This window comes from Aeromonas allosaccharophila, assembly GCF_016026615.1.
In the GTDB taxonomy this organism is placed as follows: Bacteria; Pseudomonadota; Gammaproteobacteria; order Enterobacterales; family Aeromonadaceae; genus Aeromonas; species Aeromonas allosaccharophila.
In genome coordinates, this window is the sequence record NZ_CP065745.1 from 1,662,522 (window position 1) to 1,688,765 (window position 26,244).

The window sequence follows — 26,244 nt, forward strand, 5'->3', positions numbered from 1 at the left end:
GTGAACCTTGGGTGCATATCCAGGGTGAGAGCGTGAACATTTTGTTAAATTTCACCCAGTTTTTTGAGACCCGCATTGAGTACCGTTTCCAGATATTCACTGCTCATTCCTGCGATTTTTTGCTTCCGTCTTACGCTCGCCTTGCGTGAAGTCTCGGCCCTGAGCATGTTCAGCCCCATGTGCCGGATGCACGCCAAAATCTCTGCGGCATCACCGCGATAAATCGGGCAATCATCCTCGCCCATCGTGACGTCCAGCACCCAGTGCAGGCTATTTTCGATGGCCCAGTGCCCACGCACCGCTCGCGCAAACTCATCCTGCACCAACGCTTTGGAACTGATGAAATAACGCTGCTCTATGGTAATTTTTTGCATATTTTCAACGCGATAGGAGATGGCCACGCCAATGCTGTGCAACTGTTTCCAATGAGGAAACTGGGCGGCCAACTCGCCCGCCGCCATGACATGGTACTCACGACCATCGATGCGGCCATGAGCCTTCTCAAGCGTCATCGTCTCTGCGCATAACGGGGTGGCCGCCAGCGGGGCGAGGGCCTGTCGAACCGCCTCGAACAACTTGGGTTGGTTGCCTTTGACGGCCAATAAGTAATCGCCACCTTGCTGAAGGATGGTCTCGGCGATCTCGGTCTGGCACCCCATCGCATCGATGGATACCAGGCAGCCTTTGATGTCGAGCAGCGCCAGCAACTCGGGAATAGCGGTAATTTCATTGGACTTGGCGTCGGTTTTTATCTGTCCGAGCACCAGCTTATTGGCGGCGGCATAGGCACTGACCATGTGAATGGTCGACGTTCGATCCTCACGGTCATAGGAACTGCGCAGGGTTTTGCCATCGATAGCGACCAGGGCGCCATCGGTGTGCTGGTTAATGGCTTGAGTCCACCGCACAAAGGCGGCCTGAAACGGCTCTGGTTTGATGCCGGAGATGATCCTGGCAATGGTGTCATGGACAGGAATGCCGTTTTTAAACAGTCCCTTGGATTGAAACCAGGGAAGATGAACCTCGCCGAAATCCTCAATATCTTCCCAGCCCTCAGCCCCGCCGATCACGGCACAGACGGTGAGAAACAGGACATCGTAGAAGGGATAATAAATCTTGGCATGCTGGCGAGGGTCGTGAATATTGTCGAAGAACTGAGCGAAAACGGCATCAATAGACATGAGAGCACTCCTGAAAAGGAGCATGAGATCACAGCCGGATCACCAGGTCAAATTTCAGGGTGAGGATGTGAGCAAATTGTTAACTATGGAAATCATGGAAATTATCATTTTTTGGATTTCATGCGCATTTTTTGAGCTGAAATGACGTGCAGTGACGATTAAAAAGTGTGAAGGCGATCCTGACTATAAAGTTAACTGCATATCACAGGCCTATAAGTATTTGTTTTGTAGGCAAAAAACTATTTTTAATTTTTAACAAAATGTTCACGATCTCGCCCTGGGTGCATATCCCACCTCCAAAGCCAACGACTTGTAACCCAGAGTCGCCATCGGCAGCGCCGCAAAACCATCAGAACCAGATCCATTCAGATAGCCTGCCTGCAACCCTAAACCGGCAAAGGCATGCTCGGTAAAATACCACTCTTTACGATAGGAAACCCCTGCATAACCAGCTGTTTTCTCATAGGAATCCCGATACATCCCGCCACGAAGCGCAAACTTTCCCATATCGTTATCACCCCAAAACACCCACGCAAGTCCCAACCCCGGGTTAACGCCGTTCAAATCGCATGTCTTGCTTTTCGACCCATGCCCTTTCTCGCAACCACTGTGGATCGACGCACCATGGATCAGGAGGGAGAGGTCATGATCTGAAGCCATCACAAAACTTGGCAAGCACAACAGGCTCACAGACAACATGCCGCTTTTTATATTCATCTTACCCACTCCTTGTAATTAATCACGCCAAATGATTAAACCACAAAAGCACTTCATAAAAAACTCTGCTGTCAATAAAGCTCAACAATCACAATGTCACTGGCCTGCAAGATATAGTGAATGACAAGAAGATATGTAGATGTAGAAAAAAACTGTTCTCTTAATGAACCATGTTTTTTATTTACACAAACCGAATTTAGTTCTGGCTCAAGGAGCGCCATTTTCTTCATCACTGCATGGGCACTCAAATCCATATGACGGTAAAAACTGGCATTGAGCTGGGTCAAATGGAGCAAGGAGTGGCGCACTCGTTTAAACGTGTCGGCACATACCGGGCTCTGCTTGTGCCAGAAGGATGCCAGTGAGCCTTTGGTGGTCAGGCCGGCAATATCATAGAGTGCCCGCCCCATACAGAAGGTAGGCACATCATGCAGCAGCGCAGAGAGACCGACCGTACTGTTGATGGTGATAACCCCTTTGAGCAAGGGATACAGGGTTGGCAGCGGCAGTTCATAACCGTAAAAGACCCTCCCCTCCAGGCCAAGCACTGCGATGAGTCTGTTTATCTGGGCGCGATAACTGACATAGCCCCGATCCATGGGGTGATGCTTGAACAGCAACACATCTTCGGGTTTGGCATGCTGCGCAAAGGAGTTGATCACCTGCGCAACCATCTCCTCTACCCCGCTCAAGTCAGAGTGTTCCCTGATCTGAAAATCTTCGGTCACTTGCAGTGGCACAAAGAAGATCCGCCCAGCGTGCTGCGGCAACGCTTTGAGCAAGGCGCGATCCTGGCGCAAGTTGCCGTATTTCACCATGGCGCCGCAGACCCACCCCATCGCCTCCTGCACCAGATTCCAGGGGCGATGATTGACAAAATGGGGATAACGCCACTGCATCAGCGCCTTGCTGATATGGTAACGACTGGCATTCCAGGCGCGCACAGCAAAGGTCTTGCCCACCTTGAGCGAACTGTCATAAGGCTCTGGCCAGTCCAGCAGGGCAAGCTGATCACGCCGCTCATACCAGGGACTGAAGGCATTGACCCCCCCCTGTTCCAGCGTGACGTAATCGGGTCTGAGATACCCCTCCTCCATCGCCCAGAATGGCACTTTTTTCAACTTGCAAATGCGACCAGCAACCAGATGGTAGTAACGGCAATCCCCGTAACAGATCACCGAATCGATACCGTGATGCTTGAGCAATCTGCGGAAAAATGCGTTCCAGCTCTCTGGTTTACCGCGAAAGCACACATTGTCTCCAGCGCAGGGCCAGCACTCATCCCCCCCATTGAAATGGATCTTCACCACCTGATGCCCCGCCTCGGTCAGCTGATGGCTCAGGGTCTGAAAGAAAGGGCCAAGCGGTCCTTGCAGCAACAAAATCTTCATTGATGACTTATCTCAAAAGCGGGGAAGAGAGGGGCGCTGCGTGAGCGTCTGAGCCAGGTAACTGAACTTGATTTGCCAACGTTGCCAGCGGCTCGCTTTTTGAGCCGATGAGTGTCCCTGCTTCGCCAACTGGCGGATCAACTGCTCGGGACTGATCCAAAGGCCGGTCTGCCAATCGATATAGAGCGGATAAGCGACCAGCGTCAAATAGACCAATGCAGCCAAAGGCAAGCTACGCTGACGCCGTGCCGGAGGATTGGCATCCATCGTCAATCCCCAGCCACTGTAGAAGGGTTGACCCCAGGTAGTGACCTTGACCCCCTGCACCAGCGCCTCAAAACCACTGAGCGACGTCATGGTGTGCAGCTCATCCACATGGGGGTAGAGGCTGGTGAGGCCAATATCGAGCACCTGACTATCGATACATTCCGCCAGACAGGCCGCTGAAATCGCCCCTGCGCGATTACCCGCCACCACATCAGGATGAGGCTTGTAGAGGATATGAGCTTCGGGTTTGGCTGCGCGCACCGCCCACAGCAGTTGCTCGTTGCTGCGAATATGCGGGCTACCCGTCAGGATGGAGGCATCGCCATCCACCTGACCCACCACCAGCACCAGCTCGCGACCATCATCCGGCTTGGAGTAGTGCTGCGGCTCGCCAACATTGTATTTGCTGACTCGGTGTTCACGTAGCAATGCGATCAGGGCGTCACCACGCTTTACCTCTGCCTCGGTCAACTCCTGATAGTTGAGCAACTGTTCAAGCCCGCTGGGGGTGCGGCTGTCAAAATAGATCCCGACCGGATCCAGTGACAACGAAGAAGGGCGACACAGATTGGAGCCAAGCCCTCTGGAGCGAATAAAGCCATCCTCGACCCGGATAGCAGAGGTGAGATCGGGGTGACGACTGCCCCACACTACTATCTGCTCGTCACCGGTCAACCGCTTGGGAGGCTTGCTAACAAAACAAAGCTCCTCGGCCAAGTGATGACAAAACGCCTGCATAAAGGCGCGCTTCCACAGCGAGAAACCGACCAGATAAAGCCTGCGCCAACGTGGAGCAGGCTTTTGCTGGCGAGCAATGATGGCAACGACCTCTTCCACTTCACAACGTTGGCCAAGCACGGGGTCAAGATAGCGCGGGTAGCAGATTAAGGCTGCAGCAACCAGCTGGGGGAGCGACACTTTTACGTTGCGCCGTTCACACTGCTTGGTGTCATGGGTCAGCCCCCAACCGGCATAAAATGGCATACCGAAGCAATAGACAGGCTTGCCAAGCAACAGGCCCTCAAAACCAAGTTGGGATGACACCGTATAAACAGCATCCACCACCTTGAGTAGCGCATGGGGATGGCAGTGATCGGCAACAATCTCCACATCATCCAGGTTCAGACGGGCCAACACCCCACTCTTCTTGCCAAGGCGAGTATCGGGATGGGTGCGCAGCAACAGGCGCGCATCGGGATGATTGCGGCGCGCCGCCTCCACCATCGCTACAAAATCCGCTTCACTGGCCATGGCGCCCGGAATGGAGAGATCCCCTGCGACCTGATCGACCAGCAGGATCCTGAGTTTGGCGCTCTGCTGCAGACGTGTGGCAAGCCCTGATGGCAAGCCACCATAGTCCCCGACAGCAGAGAGGGCGGTCACGCTGCCGCTGACAATCGACTGACCGGGGGCAGTGGCATAACAGTTGTATTTGGTGACCCCGAGGCGTACCAGCTCACCAATCAGTCGTTCGGCCCGTTCCAACATCTGTGGCTCGCACGGGGTGGCAATCAACTGCTCAAGCTGGCTAGGCTGGCGGGCATCGTAATAGATCCCCACCGGATCGGCGATCAGCGAGACCGCCTTGCCCCCCCTGGCGGGATGGCCGATATAACCGATAAAGCCATCTTCAAGCTGCCAATAGGGCAAACTCAGGGTCTTGGCCTGCTCCTTGATCTGGTGGGTATTAGCCTTCTGGCCCCAGCCGATCAGCACATCACCCGGCTGTACGGCATCAGGGGAAGCGAATCGCGCCAATGGCTGTCCCAGACAGGCGCTGATTTGAGTGCTGCGGGCCAGAATGCCGCTGGATTGTGTCCATAGAGTCATGCAAATTGCTCAGATAAAAAGTTCAGCGAGATGTGGGCTTAAACATATCTCTGAAAAAGGCCCGAGGGTTGAGGTAGAGCTTGCGCAGCTTGCGCCACAGTGGCCGCTTGCGCTGCACACCCTCTTGCCAGCGCAACAGCCCCGGATATTCGCTCACCGGATAGCCCGCCTCCTCCTGCAAACAGATCATCCACTCGCGAAAATCCGGCAGCTCCTCGCCAAGGTCGTTACAGGGCACCACGGGCCCCTTCAACGGGCCTCGCTCTGCTTCGCTGCGAGCCAGCATCTGCTCAAGCAACTGATCATTGTTAGCCCGCCGCTTGTGGTAAGGGTGAGTCAGTGGGCGTGGATGCCACTGGTGAACCAGAAACCGGCCGGCAAACAGATGGGGCAGCGCATAATAGCTGAAATAGCGCCGAAACCCCTGATAATCTCCCGGATGCTGGGCCTTGATATTGAGGGCATAGTCATCCGGCCTTGGCCCGATGGGGTAGTGGCGGGTGAGCCGGTCAATCAGTTCAAGATCTTCGCCGCCATGGCCGACAAACTGCTCGTCAAAGCCCCCCAGCTGCAAAAACCACTCGCGATTGATCAGCAAGCAACTACTGGCCAGGGCGATTCCCTCCACCCGGTGATTCTCCCCGCGCAGAAAGGATTCCAGGCAGCCCTGAAAATCTCCGTCAAAGTGCTCTGTCTCCTCCTTGGTTAGATAGAGACAGGGGTACATCTCAAAGGCTGTATGATTGACAGCAAATAATTTATTTGCCTTTGAATTAATTTCATCAGCAAGGTTTGGATTGCAGATTAAATCTGCATCCATAAAAAAAACATAGTTAGAATCAATATGACTGATTGCTAAGTTTCTGTCGTGCCCGGGGGAGTAGATAAGTGTTGGTTGTAGTGTAATGACAGAGATGTCTATACCTAAATAGAAATGCTCAATGTGACTACTTGTTGCAACATTAATCCCAATGCCGTTTTCTTTCAGAGAGGATATGCATCTTAATAGCCTATCCCTCACTGATAGTTTACATTCTCTATGAATCGTATCTTTAAATGGGATTACCGTTGAAATATTAACCAAAAAAGTCACCTTAACTTAAGTAAAACAGCAATAAGCTATTTTTCTAGTAGAAGAAAACTTGACTTGTAGAAATGTTTGAAAGCACAATCAAGGCGTTCAATTGCAACCTCAAATGTATCCGCATCATGCCCCTGAGTTTTACTGGAATATAAGTCAAATACTATTTCAGAGTTAATTACTACGTTTTTCTTTATTTTAAATAGGCCTTCTATAAAAATTTTAAAATGTAAATCAAAATGATGTGAGTCATATGTATTTTGAATGTAATACACATTTGGTATATGCTTTTGTTTTTCAAAAAGTGCAACTACATTAGTTCTTTCAGGTGGGAGGCCTATATTGTTGAAGTTATTTTTTATGATCTCTGCATAGTAGTTACCGTGATACTTCTTTATATCTATCTGTGGGTTTTGTACAATCGCCTTTGAACCTTTTAGATAGGCAGACATAATTAACGATGAAAAACCACCCGCAGAAGAGCCATAAAAAATGGTATTTTCTCTAGCTATCATGAGTTGTGAAGCTATTTTACTGATCACATTAACTATTTTGGTGATTGCATATTGTTCTTGAACACCTAAAAACCAACCAATATTGAATTTTCCTGTCTCTAAGGTTGGATCACTAATAACAATAGTTGACTCAGAAAACTTATTTGCCCAACTCCAACGATGATAAAATGGTGGAGTCACCTTTGTTGCATCAATTGCTCCTGGGCTACATATAATTAGTTTATCTGAGTTTGACTTAAGGCTCATGTATAAGCTGTAATTAACACCATCTACATCTACATTCAATATATAGTTTATTCCTATATGTATAGGATAGTTTTTTCCTGATGTAAAATGATATTTGCAGTGCTCAATTGTATCTACTTTCATTTAAGTCTCATAATATATATGTGCCTGCAATGCAGGCACTTATAATAAAAGTTAGTATGCGGTAAATGATAAAGATCTAGCGTAAGAATCGCCACTTAGTATTTTTTCTGGATTTTTCATAATATCAACTAGGAATAATGCTCTTGACTTGGCAGAATAATCTTTTTGAAAGCGATTACTTATTAACCTGGATTGTTCTAAGGCGAAGTCATAATTATTTATTATTTCTTGGATATAAGGGCGCAGTTCATTTATTGTTTTCTTTACCTCTATCTCAGGGAAGACCTCTTTCATATCTTGTTCACCGAGCGCTACTATTGGTAATCCTGACGCTGCATATTGAATAACCCGACTTGGAAATTGGAAATAGCCTAAGTTCTCTAGGCCATCAAAATAGTATTCATCAAGACCTATATAACTTTCAAAGTATTGAGGGATACTTATTCCGAATTTAGCAAGCTGCAACTGCTCACTTATTTTATGTATATTTATATAGCCATCCCTGATGTTTCCACCATGCATGCCATTAAAATCACTGTCAAGTAATCCGAAAATTTTAACATTGCAATCTAAGCCAGCGATTTCTTTATAGCGTTTGTGCCTTACAGCACCGTGCATATTCCCAAGAAATATACCATCAGTTGTAGAGAATTCAGGAGCATAGATGTTTGGTAATGCGATATTATCTGTCCAGAAAGGAAAGTTAACACCCGCCTTATGCCCCTTATCTTTATAAAAGCTTAGAACTCGCTCGCTACCACAGTGTAAAATGATATCGTACTCATCAACTACTTCACCATAGCATGTTTTGTAGAGAACAGGATCATCTGAAAGCCATATTGCAATTGCTGCATGTTTTTTAATTTTGGCAAGCAAAGCTTTGTTAAGATTCATCGGCCTGAATGAGATGACAAGATCTACGGAGTTATCAATGTATTTTTCAACAGCTGCTTCCATCACTTCAATATGTTTTGGGTCAGAAATCATGGAGTGACCATGTAGAATCAGGTCTGTATATATCACCTCGTGGCCCAATTCTGTAAAGGCTCTTTGCAAGCTTTCACATAAATGTCTTTCTAGAATTGTGTCAAACAATACGATTTTCATTATATCCCCACAACACTGTTTGTTTTATAAAGAAATGCCTGATGTGATACCTGCTTCTGTGGGTACTCCAATATGCTAAACGGATCACAGGAATATATCGACGGTTCTTTATTTTTTTTTGCTGACATAGACAAGGCTGACTGCCAAATGTCATAATTTTCTACATATGAATGAATACTGTCCTTGTTAAAGACCGAAAGCTTGTCATTTTTCATCTTGAAGAAGCTAGCTTTTGTAATAATATCAGCATTTGTAAATTTGAACGGCAACAGCAGATCAAATACATAATTGTCGAAATAATGGTACTTATCACTCATAAATACAGCGTATGACTCACTATCAGAAATAGATAATGCTTCGTCGAGGGATCCTACAACTGAAAACGTGTCATCAGACATAGAGCAAAATTCGCTATTAATTATAATTATTTTATTTATATTGTACTGATTGTATAGTTTTTGTCTCTTGATAGATGTCAGCATCCTTGTAATGCTAACGTCATCGCTTGCAGATACAATAACATTGAAAGATTCGGTAGCTCTCTGTACCGTGAGACCGAGTTCTTTTGCAATAGATTCTGCTCTGTCTAAATAAGTGCAATATGCATGTATATATCTATATCCTAAGTGACTCTTTTTGTACCAAAATATTTCATCGCTTAAGAGTTTTTCTGCAGCCAGATTAGCTTCTTCTTTATTTTTTACGGTAAGAACAAGACCAGGTAATTGCTCAAAAATCGCCTTAGATGTCGTTGAGATTATTGGTGTGCCAGACGCCAAAATTTCATAAACTCGTCTTGACATCATGCTTGGCGAATTTGTAATGGTATTGACATTTAAGAAAATATTAAATTTCTTATAAGTATCCATCATTTCATTAAATGGTATACTAGGTTTTAGATAATTATTATATTTTTCTGGGAACTTGTACCGATCACTATCAGAGCCTGATGCCCTGTCATATATAACGCCATTACGACCTTCAAGTGTAGACAAGACAACATCCATTTGATCTCTTCTATCACCGTGATCATGTGCATAGTATGTTCCAGCAAAGCATATATCACCCAAGCACATGTTATTTCTACCAACAGGATTACAAGAGCTTGTTTCAGCTGCAAATGGTAACCCATAAACATTGCTGTTATAGGTGTCTCTCTTATAGCTATCCACTTTATTTGTGTCAGTTGTGAAGATGAAGTCACTTTCCTTTGCAATATTAATGAAGGTTTCATAATGCATTGGATCTTCTTTATTCCAAAAAACAATTGGAATATTCTTCTTCTTTAAGCGGGATAGCGCATCTAAAAAACGCTGAGCATTTATATGTGAAAAGTTTGGGGATGTTTGAGCATACAGCCAAGTGCCTTGGTTTGCATTCCAACAGCTTTCCATGAAGAAAAAATCAAAGTCTCCATTTTCTATTTGATCTATATAATTGTCATAGGATAGAGGCGTGATATTAAATACTGCTGACCAGCACGCATGAGAAATTGGGTCAAGCAGGCTTAGCACTTTTATGTTCTTTGTACTATCAAATGAACGAGTTCTGACTTTTGTTGAGGTCGCTGCAGGAGATTTAGATCTTAGTTTTCTACGCTTAACCTCCTCTCTTAATTTATATAGCTCAATTGGCAACTTAATTATGCCGGATATTGATTTCTTACTATTAATAAGGGTTGAGCCAAGACGATAACTAATTGAGTTTTTGGCATTGAAGTGAGCTTTATTTGACTTGGAAAGCTCTTTCTCCAATTTATTAACTTTATTCAGAAGGGCAGGTACAGTTTTTTCAGAACCAATTACACCAGATAATGGTGACATGTCTTGAAGCGACTCGAATATTGTACTTTTAAAATATACTCGAGAATTTGGATTCCAGGAGCGAATGCCCACCTTAAATGTCTTTATGACTGGTGGTAATGTGACATTGCAGCTGAAAATATCAAATCCATTAATGTCATTGACATACAAATAATAACCTGCGACAGCTGACAAACCAAATCCGTTTCCGTTCTTGTATTTTTCATCAAGAGTATGCTCACCAAAGTCGAAGCATATTAAAGCAGACTGCTTGCTATCGCCATCAATATAGCATGGGATATGTATGGATAGTTTTTTACCAGGGTTTACATATTCTTTTAACCAAGTCGTATTTATATAACACGCTTGGTTGAGATCCCGTTTATGATTAGTTATTAAAGAACTTGTTTTTAACTCTGTTGCTGAAATGAAATCCTTAGACTCGTTATTATGCTTCCATTTCTTTAAAATAACTTTTACCTTCTCTACATTGGAAGGGATTTTTAGTGTATCACTATAGGTATTATGCCCTTTTTTGATATGAAGATATTTGTAGTTGCCTAGTACAGATGAATTACTAATATTATTAGCTTTTAGTGCCTCAAGTGAAGGCTTTGAATCGAGAAAATCAAAGCACATGCACATCCCATCTTTTTCATGACCAAGTGATGAATCAACGGAGAAGCTAAATGATGTGATGCCTTCTTTATTTTCAAAAATGCCAATTAGATGCCCATCATTTAATATATTTAAATTCTTCACATCACTACTTTTAGTACTATTTCGTTGGCTCTTCTTATTTATTCTCTTCCGCATGCTTGGTTCCATAATATATCAGATAAGTGTGCTATTGTGATGCAGTATAACGTGCTGGAGGATATCCACCAGCACGTTATCACTTAATAGGTAGCATTTACGAAATCATATATTTTAGCTTCTTTAAAATCTCTTTTTGATAGAGAAGTGAACGAATTATGCTTAACAAGAATTACGACTATGTCAGCTTTTTGAATAGCATCAGACAGAGATGTCAATTTGACGTTATTACGATTTTCTAATGCTGCTGGCAAAACCTCAATGTTAGGCTCAACAGCCAAGATCTGATAGGCCGGGTTGTTGGCCAGGGTCTTGGTGATATCCAGCGCCGGGCTTTCACGCAGATCGTCGATATCCGGTTTGAAGGCCAGACCCAGACAGGCTATTTTCGGGTTGCTCAGACCGGCAACCGCTTTTTCTACCTGCTCCACCACATAGTGCGGCTTGTAGTCGTTGACCAAGCGAGCCTGGTGGATGATTTTGGCGGTTTCAGGATTCTGGTTGACGATAAACCAGGGGTCAACGGCGATGCAGTGACCACCCACGCCACAACCCGGCTGCAGGATATTGACTCGCGGGTGACGGTTGGCAAGGGAGATCAGCTCCCACACATTGATGCCCTGCTGGTCACAGATCAGCGACAGTTCATTGGCAAAAGCGATATTGACATCACGGAAGGCGTTCTCGGTCAGCTTGCTCATCTCGGCGGTGCGAGCTTCGGTGGCAATGCATTCACCCTTCTTGACGAACATCTTGTAGACCTGAGTGGCGGCTTCGGTACTGGCCTTGTCCATGCCACCGATGATGCGATCGTTCTCCACCAGCTCGCGGATCACCTGCCCCGGCAGTACGCGCTCCGGGCAGTGCGCCACAAAGATATCAGGGGTCTGGCCTTCTGCCACTGTGTGCGGGAAAGTCAGATCGCTGCGCTCTTCGGCCAGCCATTTGGCCATCTGTTCGGTGGCCCCCACCGGAGAAGTGGACTCCAGTACCACCAGATTGCCTTTCTCCAGCATGGGCGCCAGGGCACGGGAAGCACTCTCGATATATTTCAGATCCGGTTCGTGATCTTCACCCTTGAACGGGGTCGGCACAGCAATCAGGAAGGCATCCGCCTTCTGCGGGCTGGTGTATGCGCTCAGGTGGCCATCCTGCACCGCTTGCTTGACCAGATCTTCCAGGCCCGGTTCCACGATATGGATCTTGCCCTGATTGATGGTGTCTACCGCATGCTGGTTGACATCGACTCCGATAACCCGAATGCCGTTGCTGGCGATGACTGCTGCTGTTGGCAAACCGATATAGCCCAGACCAACGACGGAGATGGTTTCGAATTTCATTATCTTGTGCTCTCAAAAGTAAAACAGGGGGCAATATGCCCCCCAAGGACAGTTATGTAATCTGTAAATCAGGCCACTTGCAGGCTGCTGTCAATCTGCTGGCCGAGGGCGCCGCTCAGGCCAATGACGGCCTCGACGATGCGTTGACTGGTTCTGCCATCCCCATAGGGGTTGTTGGCATGGCTCATCACCTGATAGGCCAGCTCGTCATCCAGCAACCGCACGGTCTCTGCGACGATGGTGGCGTCACAGGTACCCACCAGACGAACCGTTCCCGCCTTGACCGCAGCGGGACGCTCTGTGGTATCACGCATGCACAGCACCGGTTTGCCCAAGGTAGGCGCCTCTTCCTGAATACCGCCCGAGTCGGTCAGGATCAGGTAGCTCTGCTTCATCAGATAGACGAACGGCAGGTAATCTTGCGGCTCGATCAGATGCACATTGTCGAGCCCCTTTAGGTTGCGGTTGACCGGCTCTTGTACATTGGGGTTGAGATGAACCGGATAGACGATTTGCACATCATCTCGCTGGGCCAGCACGGAGAGCGCCTTGCAGATCCGCTCAAAGCCATCGCCATGGTTTTCGCGGCGATGACCGGTGACCAGGATCAGCTTCTTGCTCTTGTCGAGGAAGGGGAAGCACGCGGCCAGTTCAGCCTTCATGCCATGGTTTTTATCAATGCGTTGGGAAACCTCAATCAGGGCGTCGATCACCGAGTTGCCGGTGACGAAGATGGTCTCCGGTGAGATGTTCTCCATGATGAGGTTTTTCAGTGAGCTGATCGTCGGGGTGTAGTGTTGATCGGCGATGCCTCCAGTCAAACGACGCATCCCCTCTTCCGGCCAGGGAGAGTAGATGTTGCCAGTGCGCAGCCCTGCTTCAACATGGCCAACCGCGATACGGTGGTAGTAAGCAGCCAGTGTCGCCGCAAACGACGTAGCCGTGTCACCGTGCACCAGAATGCGGTCCGGTTTGAACTCGGCAAAAACGGGTTTGAGCCCCTGCAAGATGGCGGTCGTGACATCGGTCAGATCCTGGCCCGGCTTCATGATGTTGAGATCATATTCCGGCTCAATCTCGAACAGGTTGAGAACCTGATCCAGCATCTCCCGGTGTTGCCCGGTAACACAAACCCTGACGTCAACCTTGCGATTGGCCTGGAAAGCCTTGACGATAGGGGCCATCTTGATGGCTTCCGGTCTGGTACCAAAAACGATCAATACTCGCTGCGCCTTAATTGGCATAATAATCACTCCCGTGTGAGCTAATTGGTTTTATCTATCCGAAATTAACTAATAAAGACTGAGTTCACTGTTGAGCTGTGTCAGCCTGTGTTGCCAGGTGTGTTGGGCCAGCACGATTTCCATCGCGTTTTGACCCAATTCGTCTCTTAGTCGAACATTATTTTGTAATTGTTCACACCATTCGCGCGCCGCAGCACCATCCTGCACTGCGACAATGCTCTTGCCAAAAATGTTATCCATGGCGATCGAAGGCGTACTGATAATAGGGCAGCCAGCAGCGGCCAATTCAAACACCCGACGGGATAGCATTGTTGAAGATTGACTAATTGTATTGAAGTTTAAGTATATTTGATATTGCTGATATGCCTTGGCAACTGACATTTGAGTGATCGCAGGCTTACAGTAAGGTTGTAGTTGCTCAGGATAGCTGCAGCCATTTTCTTTCTGCCAAAACCGGTCAAAAACAATCAGATTCTTATCTCGCAATGCCAGAAGAATATTCTCCTGAATCCTGCTTCGCTCAGCCAGCTCGTTACCATAATAGCCACCCAGAAATGCGACCTCCTGACCCCGCACTCCCTTCTCTGCAGGTTGATACCAGCGTGGCTGGGCAGCAAACATCAGCACACCGACATGCTGAAAACGCTGATGGGGGAGCGCATGATAGCGCTCCAGTGAGCCGGAGTCCGTGGTGTAGACTACATCAAACAACGCGGCCGCATCAGCAAAGCGTTCGAAGTGAAACGGATCTTCTTTGTTCCAGAAAATTGTTGTGATTTTCCGCTTTTGGCAGAATTCCAGCAACCTCCGCAGCTCTGGTTTATTAGGCGAACTATGGGCATAACTGGCTATTTTCCCTTTCCAGCTATCCTTATAACCACGCCAGGCTGATTCGACAAATAAAAAGTCAGGTTTGTAAAATCTTAACTTCCATTGCCAATCTATCGGTGTTATTTGAATTAAATCTGCGTCTGGAGCCAAACTGAATGTAGTAAACTGGTCGGCCACTAAAGCAATACATGGTCGTTTATTATTGCCCAAAGAAATTGATCCACATATATAATAAAGTGAAAATCATAGCCACCTATTATCTACATAGCGTGGAATATGAACAGCATGCTTATTTTTATCAAAAAAACAATAAATTTTTATAAAATAGTCACTTGGCTATATTCTGACAGGCAGACCTCATTCCTCAACGTTATCTCTTTGGCAGATGATATTCTTATCTGCCAAGAATACAGATCTGACCTATCTTGCATCACCCTATCAATCCTGATGTTCACGCAAGGTCGCCAGCCCCATAACAATCAGGCCATAGAAGAGGCAAAGCAGAACACCAATTGTGACCAGGTTATACAAGCGGCGTGGGTATTCGGCTTCTTCCGCCAAGGTTGGCTTCGTCACGACCAGCAGGTGTTTCAGCTTGCGATATGCCTCAACGCGAGCTTGCTCCAGACTGATAAGGCCCGTCTTGTAGAGATCAGCAGCCAGGGTAGCCTGAGTTTTCAGATCCATATATTGGGCAGTGATTTCGTTCATCGCCTCGGGTCCCACCTGTTTGCTAGCTCCTGTACCGTTGGTGGTCAATTTGGCCTTTTCCTGCAACAGTTGCTTGCCAAGGGCATTGACCCTTGCCTGTACCGATACCACCGCAGGGGCACTCTCTTTCATATAACTGTGCAACTGCTTGAGTTCTGCCTGCTGGCGAACAAGCTCGGCTTCAATTTCACTGACCACACCAAGACGTGCACTGCTGGTCGATTCCGGGCTGATTAGCTGATGGCTATTTTGAAACGCCAGTACCTTGGCTTTCTCTGCCTGCAAGCGTTGATGAGAACGGTTGACCTCTTGCTCGACAAAGGCGAGCTGATCCATGGCGACCTGATGGCCCAGCTGGTTGATAAAACCCTCCGCCTCTTTCAGCATCATGCTCACTACCTGCTGGCCATATGCGGGATCAAAAGCCTGCAGTTCGATGGTTAATACCCCGGAGAGTTCATCAAGACGCAGGGTCAGGTGATCACGGAAATATTCAAGAAACTCTTCGCGGGTCGCCTCCCCCGATAAACGGGAGAAGAAGTCAGCATCATTGCTTTGGTAGTGCGCTTTAAGCGCCAATTCGCGATCCAGCTTGGCCAGCAGATCCCAGGAGCGTAGATAGTCTTGTACCAACAATACGTCCTGATGATTGTTACCACCCAGCCCCAGCATCGATAGGGCATCGGGCAACATTTTGATTTGATCTGCCTGCTTGATGATGATTTCGCTGCGGCTGACATAACGGTCTGAAGCAATCCCGCCAAAATAGATCGATGCCATGGTAAAGCAGGCTACAACCCACAAAAAGCTGCCCAGTTTCAGACTCTGTTGCCAAGACCTGTGGGCAATTTTATAACCGTTGGAATCAATGAAGAAACGCTTCGGCTCTTTGCCCAGTTTGCGAAGCTTCCGCACGAAGCGTGATGGCTTTTCTGTTCTGATAGGTTGTGTCATGTTTAATTGTGCTTATTATAGATTTTGATAAATACGGATGGCATCATCGATATTGTCAAATACCTCCAATCGGCTATTTCGTAATAAAATACCCATATCACACTGCTGACGCAGGTTTTTCATATCGTGCGACACCATAATAAGGCTGGCAGTTTCACGTTTCTGGTTAAATACATCGATACACTTCTGCTTAAAACGCGCATCCCCCACCGAGGTGATTTCGTCAGTCAGATAGATATCGAAATCAAACGCCATGCTAACTGCAAAGGAAAATTTGGAACGCATACCACTGGAGTATCCCTTGATTGGCAGCTCGAAATGCTGACCTATTTCCGAGAAATCCTTGACCCACTCCTCAACAGCAGCCGTCTCGCGCACCCCATGAATGCGGCAAACAAAACGGGTATTTTCACGCCCCGTCATACTGCCCTGAAATCCTCCCCCCAATGCCAGTGGCCAGGAGACCCGGCAATGCCGGCTTACCTTGCCACGATTGGGCATATCCATGCCCCCGAGGAGTCGCAACAGAGTCGATTTGCCCGCCCCGTTGACCCCCAGAATGCCGATATTGCGATCTCGAGGCAGCGTGAGCGATACATCGCGCAACACATAGTTGCGACCAAATTTGGTCGGGTAGTACTTGGTAACAGAGTCAAGAACGATCATCGGGTTTCACTTTAACTGGCGATCAGGCGGCGATGGCTCAACCGATAGCAACTCATGGCAAAGGTGAGCAGAATCAGGGTGACAGCAGCCAGATACTCCCAACTAACATATGGGCTGCTATAGCCGGCAATCCAGCCACTGCGAATAAGCTCGAGGGCATGCACCAGCGGATTCCATAAAAACCAGTGCCGATATTGGGCCGGAATGGTGGCCAGCGGGAACATGACACAAGAGATAAACATCAATGGCATCATCAGCAGGTTGAGGAATTTGTCGGCCTCTTGCACCAAATTGCAGATAACACAAAAAACAATACCGAGGGAAAATGAGAATACCATCAGCAGCAGATAAATAAGGAGCACCTGCAGCGGGTCGGCGGGGATGGCATCAAAACCAAACCAGATTAGCCCCAACATCAATATCCCCCCAACCATCATCCCGACCATGGTTTCGAGCATAAAGCGCGCGATGAAGGTTGAGAATGGGGTGACCTGACGGTAGCAAAACAGCCCCATATTGGAGCTAACTGCCGTTTGCAGTTTACTCACCACATTTTTAAAAAAGATAAAGGGCAAATACCCGGCTGTGATAAAGAGTGGTGCTGGCGCGCCGCCAAAGCCACTGTGGTTCCGCAGGCCAAAAATCAGGCTGAAAAAACCAATCATTAGCAACGGATCCAGTAGCGCCCAGGCATAGCCCAGGCGGTAGCTGCCAAAACGGGTTTTCAACTCGCGAATAAGCAAGCCAAAGACGACATCGCGCAATACCTGTAAAGAGGTCCGTGGCGTCTGATTGAGAATGGGTTTATGCATTGGCGTACTTTATGGTGCGGCAGGCTTGCCTGACGGCAAGCCTGCCTGGTGCGAAGATTCGGGATTAGTTAATCGCTACGTTAGCAGCCACGGCGATCTGATAGATGATTTGAGTAATATCTTTGACCGATTGCATGGTTTTGTTATCGACCTTGGGCAACACAAGGATCTGATCTCCCGGCTGAACACTCCCCTGATCTTTAAACTCCACCAGCCCGTTGGCATGAACCACGGCGATCCGCTTGTCATTAGCTCGTTCTGTGAATCCACCTGCCCACGCCACGTAGTCATCAAGGTTTGCTTTTCCGTTGTAGACCACGGCTTGCGGCATCAACACTTCCCCACCAACCTGGATAAGATCCGTTTTGTTGGGAATGACTATCTGATCACCCTGTTCCAGCTGAATATTGGCAATGACGCCACGGTCGGCCACCACCACCTTACCCAGCGGCTGGATCTTGCGCGCTTTTTCGACAAACTGCATCACCAGTTCAGCCTCTTTGGCACGAATCGTAGCTTCCCCATCCGAACTTGCAGGAGCTGTGAACACACTACGTTCCAGTCGGTTGAGTGACTCATCCAGCATCTCTTTCTGCCGCGCCGCCACACTCTGGCGCATCAGATAGATAGATTGATAATCGGCAAGCTGAGGATCAATCGGAATGTGGTTGAGCAGGTCGTGCAACTTGGTCTGTTTGCGCACAGTAAAGTAAGAGGGGCCCATATAGCTGCCAGAGACCTGCACATCATAAACCTGTGCATGCATGTCATCGTTGAATAGCACTTTGTCGCCATCTTTGAGCTGAATGTTGGCAAAATCTTTGTATGGTAGATAGACAGAGAAGGGGCCGTTGGCACGATCACCAATCACACCGACATGGCTCACTTTGGCAAGCGGCAACGCATAATTGATAAGTTCCGCCCCCAAGGTATTGCGCTGGGTCAGTTCAAATCGGAATGGATTACGGACCTTTCCAGCCACATTGATCATCGGACCTTGCGGTTCCACCAGGATCACGTCCTGATCCTTGAAGGAGAGGATGGGCATTTTGCCCTGCCGCATAAATTCATACAGGTCGACTTGCTGGATCACCCGATTCTGGCGCAGCACCTTGATCTGGCGGTAGCTGCCCCGCTCTGAGTCAATCCCGCCAGCTCGTTTGAGGAAATAGAGCACGCTGTCTGAGGATTGACCGGCATATTGACCAGGGCGGATGACAGGGCCGGTGACATAAACACTGACCGGTGTCGTGGTAAGCAGATTGACGTAAACATTGACGTTGTTGGTGAATACATCGCCAATTCGGCTGGTCACCAGCCCGTTCACCTGACTGGCCGGCACATTCTTGACATTGATAGGGCCCACATCAGGGATGAAGATATTGCCCTGATTATCCACCGTCACCACATTGGAAAAATTGACTGCTCCCCAGATCCAGATATTGAGTTTGTCGCCTGCGGCTATCAGGTAATTGTCATTCAACCCGTCACTGCGTTCGGTTTCATAACCACCGGCAAACAGGTTGGCACCGTATGGAGGAGGCAATCCGGCCTCTGCTTGTGGCAACAACTTGCGCACATCCGCCTCGCCCGGCAGTAACATACCCTGCCGATTCTGCTGGGCAAAACTGCCGGTGGTGGAATCTGTATTGGCTTGACCACCTGGTGCAGAGTGCAAGCCTTTGTTGTTCGTCAGTTGATAGCCAAATGTCTGGCCATCGGCTTGGGCCAGATTGGGGGCACTGGCAGAGAGTACGGGGAAGGATGCAGTGACCAGCCACAACATCACACTCAAACGGCTACTTTTAATCTTCAAAACCTAACCCTTTCGCGTTGTTACCCGGCAAACAGATTGCCCAAAGATGCCTGATCCAATTGAGGAACCTGGTACCACTGCTCAGCACTCTTGCAAGCTGCACTGCGTTGCTGGTGCCCTTGCTGATGACTGTAAATCAGCTCGACACACTCACGTCCGAGCGCCGAGACATAACGCTTCCCGAGCGTAAATGTGGTGTTGTGATGGGTGAACGCCGAGCCTTGAGGCAGCGTATTAAGCGCTTGTTGTACTGCACTTGGCATGACGGGCTGTGCATTCATATCAACCGGGTTAACCAAGGGACGAGATGCCTCGACCTGCTTGGGTTGGTATGCGCAGCCACCGATCTGAATGGCGAAGATGACCGCCAGGAACGGGGTGACGTTGTTCATGTATCAAGATATTCCATTAGTTCACATTGCGAGATGCGAAGTAGTGTTCCGTAAATTCTTGGAGGAAGCGAGCTTTCGATGAAATGAAACAAGGCAGGTAGCCGCATTCCGCTCAGTGCGCACCGAGACGGCTTTCTGACTCGCAAGTTAAACTTGCCGCATACGATAACTGTGTACGGGAAGCTTGACTTGATGGCCACGAGCACGAAGAAAAGCTCTAAACACGCGAAGAGCCCATTACTGCCATGACATTATGCATAGCTACCGCACGACAATTGCCATACGTTTCAATAGACATAGCTACCGCACGGCAATGACATCTTCCCGAGTAAAAAACAAACAATCTGGATGAGAAAAAAATAGGAGGGACTATAGCGAGGCTCGCCAGCTCAAAAAGCCAACGAGATTGATTTCAATGTAAGCACCCAACCCGTACACGAAATGTCACTATGTGACACACATCATGCTTATTCTTATTTTTCATGAATCCTATCAATCAGGCACGATTGGGTCAAGACTCAAAAAATTCCTACCGATAGTGACATACAGAGTAAAAAATACAATAACACATTGTTTTTAATTGACTTTTCCATCAAGTTTATTGATGGCAGCTGAAAAACATTTGCTGTATTACTTATAACGAGCAATTTTTTCGATGTTAAACCATCACTTTAGTTATATAGCCAACCCACCATTTAATTTTATTTTGTGACAAAGATCACTTGAAATTACAGCAACAATGGAAATCAAACGTACATCTCCGTTAAACCGCGTAATATGTGATCTAACAGATACCTCAAACAACCAAATCATTCATTTAGCAAAACCAAATGCTGTCTGTTCTGCTGCTCCTCTATCACGCGGACCAATAGCTCAAATAACGTACAGCAAGTTCGGTTTTGCTTGATGTAATAGACATGACGAAGGCTATGCATTAACCAATGCGTCTTTGTTTTTTAAGTGCCCCTCCCGCCATTGACAAGGATTGCTCCGATTGACTATGCCTGAAGGGTGATCAATAGGATCACCACGATGACAACAAGGATCGGGAGGGGGCATGGACGCTAACACTCTTTCAAGGATTGGCCTGCTGGCAGCACTGCTCGTCAGCTCGGCTACGATGGCCAATGACAATATCGCGGTGCTGCAGCTTGGCAACGCCTTCAGCAATGAAAAGCTCGACATAAAAATTGCCGATGCCAAGTTCCACCATATGTTTTGGCGTTGGGGAGATTCTGGCTGCCAATTTGGACTGGGGGTTCGTGGCGGTACGCTCAAGGTTGAAGATGAAGAGACCGCCAGACTGGGAGGTGGAGCCCGTATCGAATGCCAATGGGGTAAGTGGGTGACCTGGATCCCCGGCGAAATGGTCTGGCTCGATCAGCATCAATTCGGAACCCGCGGCCATGGCTACAAAGATTACGGCGGTCCCTTCCAGTTCGCTCTGGGTATCGGCCTCGGTTACGCCATCACCAAAAATTGGCTGATCGGCTATCAGTATGAGCACATGTCCAACGCCTATATGTATGACAAGAACCCGGGGCTCGACAGCCATACCCTCCATATCGAGTATCGTTTTTAGCTGGAGGCACCCCACTGCAAGTGGCATAACGCGATGCAAAAAAGCCTTCACTCCCGTGAAGGCTTTTCGTTATTTCATCTCCGGATAACCGAAGAGGCAGTTACAGATAGAAGATCCCCACGATCAGGGTATGGAAGACAAAACCGACCATCAGGGGCACCGAGGTGCGCTTGATCACCGCAAACGGGGTCAGCTTGGCGCCACTGGAGACCGCGATGATCACCCCGGAGACTGGCGACATGGCGCGCCCCATGTGGGAGGCCTGCTGCATCGGCAGGATCATGGCGGCGGTATTGACCCCCATGCTGGCTGCGATCTGCGGGATCAGCTCGACAAAGGCGAGGAAGGGCGCATTGCCGGAGCCCATGATAATAGCGGCAACCAACGTCACCAGTGCAAAAACGATCGCCATGGCAAAGGCGGGCAGCCCCACATGTTCGGCGCCGACGATCAGAATGTCGATCACCCCCAGCACCTTGATGCCGTGAGCGAAGATCCCCGCCGCCACCAGCAGCCCCACCACGTTGCTGAACGCTGACCCCATGCCGTTGAGGAAGTGGCTGAAACCGCCGCACACCAGCTTCATGTCACGGGTTCTGGCTGCCTCCACCACCATACTGATAAACATCGAGATCATCACGATGGTGATGACGTTGAGCTTGATGTGATCGACAAACAGGGAGGAGAACCCCACCGCCATGATGATGGGCAGCATCGGCAAGATGGCATAAAAGCCGGGGACTCCGACCTGTTGCTCTGAGTCGTCCACCGCAGCCGCGCCCTGATGCTGGTGCCCCTCCTGCAGATCGCAACGACGCTGCCAATAAATGTGCATCAGCCCCACCACCAGTACCGTCGCCAGCGCAGCCGGCCCCTGATAGGTGTAGACATATTCGATCACGTTATGGCCCATGCCCACCGCATCGGTTGCCCGGATGGCGTCGATAGCGGTCGGGGTATAAGCCACCCCGAGGGAAGTGGCAATCACCCCGGCCGACGAAGCGGCCGACAGCCCCAACCCCACCATGATGGGGAACAGGGTCGCCATCAACAGTACCGCCAGACCGGTCGCCGAGGGGATCGCCAGTTGCAGCGCGCTGGCCAGCAGATAGGAGAAGAAGAGCAACACATAGGGGGAGCGCAGCTTGCGCAGCGGACGAATCGCAATGCGCACCACCGCATCGTTGGCACCGATATGATCCATGTAATGGGCAAAGCCCATCAGCGCCATGATCATCAGCCCCAGATCGGCCGCCCGCGAACTGAAGAGATCCCGCATCACCTCGAAGGGGTCAAACAGGGCAATCCCGGTGCTCTCGACCCCTTTGGGTAGCACACTCCCCCACCCTGCCAGCTGGCTGGCCACCATCAGCACCAGACCGGCGGCAAACAGCACCGGCTCGGCCCGATAGCCTTTGAGGATCAGTCTGGCCACCAGCACGATGACCAGCACTGCAATCACTACCTGCAACATGACGACTCCTTAGCGGCTGAAACGGGCATGGGTGAGCTTGATTATCTCGATCACCACGGCACTGGCCGCCTCGAGGGAGCTAACCGGCAGGTACTCGTAGATGGAGTGAAAGTTGTGAGCACCGGTGAAGAGGTTCGGGCAGGGCAATCCCTTCTGGGAGAGCACGGCGCCATCATAACCACCGCGCATCGGGATGGGCTTGGGGGTGATGCCCAGCGTTTCATAAGCGGCCAGCGCCAGTTCGATGGGATAGCGGTTCTCCCCCTGCAGGCTGTTGAAGACATTGCTGTAGCGATCGCTCAAGTGGTAACTCACGCTCTGCTCACCCCACAGTGCCTGACAGCTCTTGCCGAGGGTGTCGAGCAGGGTCATTCGTTGCTGATACCCCTCCTGAGTGAAGTCGCGCACATCCAGCTTGAGCACAGTTTGGGCGCTGTTGCCCTGCATCTGCTTGACCCAGTAGTAACCTTCACGCCCCTCGGTATATTCAGGCGCTTCGCCCCCCGGTAGCATGGCGATAAACTTGTGCGCCATCAGCAGGGAGTTTTTCAGCTTGCCCTTGGCCGACATGGGGTGGGCCGAGGCACCGTGAAAGACAAACTCCGCATCCCCCGCATTCCAGTTCTCATAGACCAGCTCGCCAATCCCGCAGCAGTCGAGGGTGTAGGCAAAGTCAGCGCCAAAACGTTCGGTATCGAACGCCTTGGCCCCGCGCAGCCCCTGCTCCTCGTCAGGTACCAGACCAATTTTGATGGTGCCGTGGGGGATCTCTGGATGCGCCTGCAGATAGGCCACCGCATTGACGATGGCGGCGATGGCCGCCTTGTCATCGGCCCCCAGCAGGCTGGTGCCGTCGGTCACGATGATCCGATCGCCGACATAGTTGGCCAGCTCGGGGAACTCGCTCTGGCGCAGGGTGATCTGCTGGGCGGCATTGAGGCAGATATCCCCCCCTTCATAGGCCACCACCTGGGCATGGGTATCGTTGGTGTGTTCGGCACTGGTATCGAGATGGGCAAAGAAGGCCACGGTGGGCAGATCCCCCGCCACATTGGCAGGAAGTGTGGCGGTCAGGATGGCGTTGTCCGCCACCTCCACGGTCAGCCCCAGGGCGATCAGCTCCTCTGCCACCTTGTCAGCCAGCACCCGCTGCCCAGGAGAAGAGGGCATCACCCCGGCGGCCCCCGCGTCACGGTTGGTGGTGGTATTGATGGCGGTGTATCCCAAAAATCGGTCGACAATCTGCATTGCGGTAGTCCTGTGAGTAGTGACGGATATGATGCCGTGACGAGATCCGGCGGCGCGGTCACCTTATTCAGAAAGCAGCCGCCTTTTTCTGCAAACAGCCGTCTGATGAAGCGATAACGCCTTGGATTAACGAGAAAAATGAGATGGATAAAGAGAGTGCCCATCACAGTCGAATCAATGGGTAGTGATAAATAACACAGAAAAGCTGCATAAAAGCCATCAGATAACCAAAAGTGGGTAGCTGATCACATGCCTGATATGCTGAAAGGCGAAATAAAAACCTGAATGAAAGTCTCTGCTTTCGTATCGGGTAGCGAAATCCACTGCCAGCCAGACACATTGGCGGGATGTCATAGAGGAAAAATGCCGGAGCACAGGCTCCGGCATCGATAGAGGGAAAGTGTTCAGAGGAACCGGTCAGCCCGGCGACCGCTCAGGCTGACCGTCGGGGCCCCTCTTTGGCATGATGAGTGCGTCGCGATTAATCCTTTTTCGCCTTGTTGGCGAAGAAGATATCGGCCTGAATATCCTGGGTGCGCACCGTGAAAATCTGGTTGGTCAGATCGTCGGTCAGCGTTTCGGCCTCCTGCATCACCCGCAGATTGAAGTCGTTAAGCATGCTGTTGGCGGCAACCTTGTCGGTCTTGACCGTTTTCAGATAGTTGGCTTCCATCTCTTTCTGCTCTTTGGCGATCTTCGCCTCCCAGCTCTGGTACGCCTGCTTCACCATGGGGGCCAATTTGGGGTAATCGGTCATCACCAGGGTCTGCAGCTTGCGATATTTCCAGTAAATGGAGTCGCTGTCGGCCTTGTCGCTGCCCATGGCATAGTGCGCCGGATAGGCTTCCAGCCCACTATAGTAGGGAACGAAGGCGGTCAAGTCCGCCATGCCGAGGCCCACATAGGTCACCTCCCCCACTTCGCGAGGCATCCAGGGGCGTACCTGCATCACGTGGGACTCATAAGTGCGGAACACACTGACAGGGCGCCACGGCTCCTGACCGTTCAACCCCTTGCTGTAGGGATCGTGCTCGGTGCCATCATAGTGATTGCGCAGCACCGCCTTGACCTCCTCCAGCGTCATCTTCTTCTCGGGGGAGAGGGTGACCGGGAACTGGCGACCGGCATCCACCGCCTGCTTGAGCGAGGGATTAAACATCTGCTGGATGGTCCAGACCCGCGGATCGTTATAGGTGCGATCCCGCTCGTCATCGCGGGTATAGGCTTTCGAGAAGTTGAACGCCCCATCCTTTTGCGGATGGTAGAGCCCCTTCTCGGTGGCAAATTCAATCAGATTTTTCGAGCCCATCATGTCGGCACTGGCGGGATCGTACTGCTGCAGGCGGCCCTGATTGCCGGTGGCAAAATAGTGATTTTTCGGCAGACGCTGCGCCATCCAGTGGTGGCCGGTGGCGGTCTCCAGATACCAGAGCTCGTTGTCATCCACCACGGCAACGCCAAATCCCTCTCCCGCGCCTATGGTCTCGATGATGTTGCCAAGCAAGGCGATCGCCTCGCGGGCCGAGGTGGACCGGGAGAGCAGCACATCGGGAATGTCATCCTCGGTGATCCCCTTGTCTTCCACATAGGGGTCAAAGGCGAGCGCTTCGGGTGAGGCGAAAATGGACTCGGTGCCGCTCACCCCTACCCCCTTCTCATTGAACCCGGTGGCGCCGTGCAGCTGGGTCTTCCAGTTCGGCACTGTGGTATAGCGCAGGGAGTTTTTCGGCAAGGGGTAGCTGAAATCATTGGCGCCGTTGTGAGCCTTGGAGCTGTGCACGCCACTTTGCCCCTGCTTGGCCGGATGGATCACAAAATGTTGGGCTTTCAGGGCATCGCTGTCGGCGCTGCGGGCCACCATCATGGATCCATCGGCGCTGGCCTCGCTGCCGACCAGCAAGGTGGTACAGGCGAACGCCGACGAGAAGAGGGCAAGGTTGATGGAGAGTGCGACGACGCACTTTTTGAAGGAATGCATGAGATCTCCTTGTTGCACAGAGTGGTTGCAAATAAACGGTGGCTCGCCAGTCAACCTGCCTCTGTCGCAAGGGATAGCCACAGTGACAGCGGCCGGGCAGTGCGGGCCATCAAACCGTAA

The 26,244-nt window shown here is 49.9% G+C and carries 20 protein-coding genes; 1 reads left to right on the forward strand and 19 read right to left on the reverse strand.

Annotation, left to right across the window (positions count from 1 at the left end):
* Positions 1–44: 44 nt before the first annotated feature.
* From I6G90_RS07395 to I6G90_RS07470, 16 genes are all read right to left on the reverse strand, one after another.
* On the reverse strand, positions 45–1,181 hold the full coding sequence (locus I6G90_RS07395) for an ISAs1-like element ISAs12 family transposase (RefSeq protein WP_021141311.1): 1,137 nt from the start codon (positions 1,179–1,181) through the stop codon (positions 45–47).
* 264 nt (positions 1,182–1,445) lie between these two features.
* A complete protein-coding gene (locus tag I6G90_RS07400; RefSeq protein WP_197930509.1) occupies positions 1,446–1,898 on the reverse strand; it encodes a hypothetical protein in 453 nt (150 codons plus the stop codon).
* 71 nt (positions 1,899–1,969) lie between these two features.
* Complete coding sequence (locus tag I6G90_RS07405) at positions 1,970–3,289, reverse strand: capsule biosynthesis protein (protein ID WP_332260274.1); 1,320 nt, start codon at positions 3,287–3,289, stop codon at positions 1,970–1,972.
* A gap of 12 nt (positions 3,290–3,301) precedes the next feature.
* A complete protein-coding gene (locus I6G90_RS07410; protein ID WP_197930511.1) occupies positions 3,302–5,386 on the reverse strand; it encodes a capsular polysaccharide biosynthesis protein in 2,085 nt (694 codons plus the stop codon).
* A gap of 22 nt (positions 5,387–5,408) precedes the next feature.
* Entirely contained in the window at positions 5,409–6,470 is a 1,062-nt protein-coding gene (locus I6G90_RS07415; protein WP_232254431.1) for a galactosyltransferase-related protein, read from the reverse strand.
* Between the two features lie 35 nt (positions 6,471–6,505).
* Positions 6,506–7,351 (reverse strand): hypothetical protein, encoded by an 846-nt coding sequence (locus tag I6G90_RS07420; protein ID WP_197930513.1) that lies wholly within the window; start codon positions 7,349–7,351, stop codon positions 6,506–6,508.
* Positions 7,352–7,402: 51 nt separating this feature from the next.
* Positions 7,403–8,458 (reverse strand): CgeB family protein, encoded by a 1,056-nt coding sequence (locus tag I6G90_RS07425; protein WP_197930515.1) that lies wholly within the window; start codon positions 8,456–8,458, stop codon positions 7,403–7,405.
* Positions 8,458–11,076 carry a CgeB family protein gene (locus tag I6G90_RS07430; RefSeq protein WP_197930517.1) on the reverse strand — a complete coding sequence of 873 codons (2,619 nt, stop codon included), beginning with the start codon at positions 11,074–11,076 and terminating at the stop codon, positions 8,458–8,460. The genes I6G90_RS07425 and I6G90_RS07430 overlap by 1 nt, the downstream gene beginning before the upstream one ends.
* Positions 11,077–11,159: 83 nt before the next feature.
* A complete protein-coding gene (gene wecC / locus I6G90_RS07435) occupies positions 11,160–12,416 on the reverse strand; it encodes a UDP-N-acetyl-D-mannosamine dehydrogenase (RefSeq protein ID WP_197930519.1) in 1,257 nt (418 codons plus the stop codon).
* Positions 12,417–12,484: 68 nt separating this feature from the next.
* Positions 12,485–13,660, reverse strand: a complete 1,176-nt coding sequence (gene wecB / locus I6G90_RS07440) for a non-hydrolyzing UDP-N-acetylglucosamine 2-epimerase (protein ID WP_197930521.1) — start codon at positions 13,658–13,660, stop codon at positions 12,485–12,487.
* A gap of 48 nt (positions 13,661–13,708) precedes the next feature.
* Positions 13,709–14,701: a CgeB family protein gene (locus I6G90_RS07445; RefSeq protein WP_232254432.1), complete on the reverse strand. Its 993-nt coding sequence runs from the start codon at positions 14,699–14,701 to the stop codon at positions 13,709–13,711.
* 228 nt (positions 14,702–14,929) lie between these two features.
* Positions 14,930–16,156 (reverse strand): sugar transporter, encoded by a 1,227-nt coding sequence (locus tag I6G90_RS07450; RefSeq protein ID WP_197930523.1) that lies wholly within the window; start codon positions 16,154–16,156, stop codon positions 14,930–14,932.
* Between the two features lie 15 nt (positions 16,157–16,171).
* Complete coding sequence (locus tag I6G90_RS07455; RefSeq protein ID WP_197930525.1) at positions 16,172–16,822, reverse strand: ABC transporter ATP-binding protein; 651 nt, start codon at positions 16,820–16,822, stop codon at positions 16,172–16,174.
* Positions 16,823–16,833: 11 nt separating this feature from the next.
* The gene (locus tag I6G90_RS07460) at positions 16,834–17,634 is read right to left on the reverse strand and encodes an ABC transporter permease (RefSeq protein WP_139473516.1); all 801 of its coding nucleotides are present in this window, start codon (positions 17,632–17,634) and stop codon (positions 16,834–16,836) included.
* A gap of 64 nt (positions 17,635–17,698) precedes the next feature.
* Complete coding sequence (locus tag I6G90_RS07465) at positions 17,699–19,450, reverse strand: polysaccharide biosynthesis/export family protein (protein WP_232254433.1); 1,752 nt, start codon at positions 19,448–19,450, stop codon at positions 17,699–17,701.
* 20 nt (positions 19,451–19,470) lie between these two features.
* Positions 19,471–19,842 (reverse strand): hypothetical protein, encoded by a 372-nt coding sequence (locus tag I6G90_RS07470; RefSeq protein WP_197930527.1) that lies wholly within the window; start codon positions 19,840–19,842, stop codon positions 19,471–19,473.
* Between the two features lie 1,057 nt (positions 19,843–20,899).
* On the opposite strand from I6G90_RS07470, the gene I6G90_RS07475 reads away from it, so the two are divergent.
* Positions 20,900–21,424, forward strand: a complete 525-nt coding sequence (locus I6G90_RS07475) for an acyloxyacyl hydrolase (protein WP_197930529.1) — start codon at positions 20,900–20,902, stop codon at positions 21,422–21,424.
* Positions 21,425–21,524: 100 nt separating this feature from the next.
* Here the strand turns inward: I6G90_RS07475 and dcuC are convergent, their stop codons facing one another.
* From dcuC to I6G90_RS07490, 3 genes are all read right to left on the reverse strand, one after another.
* Positions 21,525–22,898 (reverse strand): C4-dicarboxylate transporter DcuC, encoded by a 1,374-nt coding sequence (gene dcuC, locus I6G90_RS07480; RefSeq protein ID WP_197930531.1) that lies wholly within the window; start codon positions 22,896–22,898, stop codon positions 21,525–21,527.
* A 9-nt stretch (positions 22,899–22,907) separates the two neighbouring features.
* Complete coding sequence (pepT, locus tag I6G90_RS07485) at positions 22,908–24,146, reverse strand: peptidase T (RefSeq protein ID WP_197930533.1); 1,239 nt, start codon at positions 24,144–24,146, stop codon at positions 22,908–22,910.
* 481 nt (positions 24,147–24,627) lie between these two features.
* Positions 24,628–26,124, reverse strand: a complete 1,497-nt coding sequence (locus I6G90_RS07490; RefSeq protein WP_197930535.1) for a C69 family dipeptidase — start codon at positions 26,122–26,124, stop codon at positions 24,628–24,630.
* Positions 26,125–26,244 lie beyond the last annotated feature (120 nt).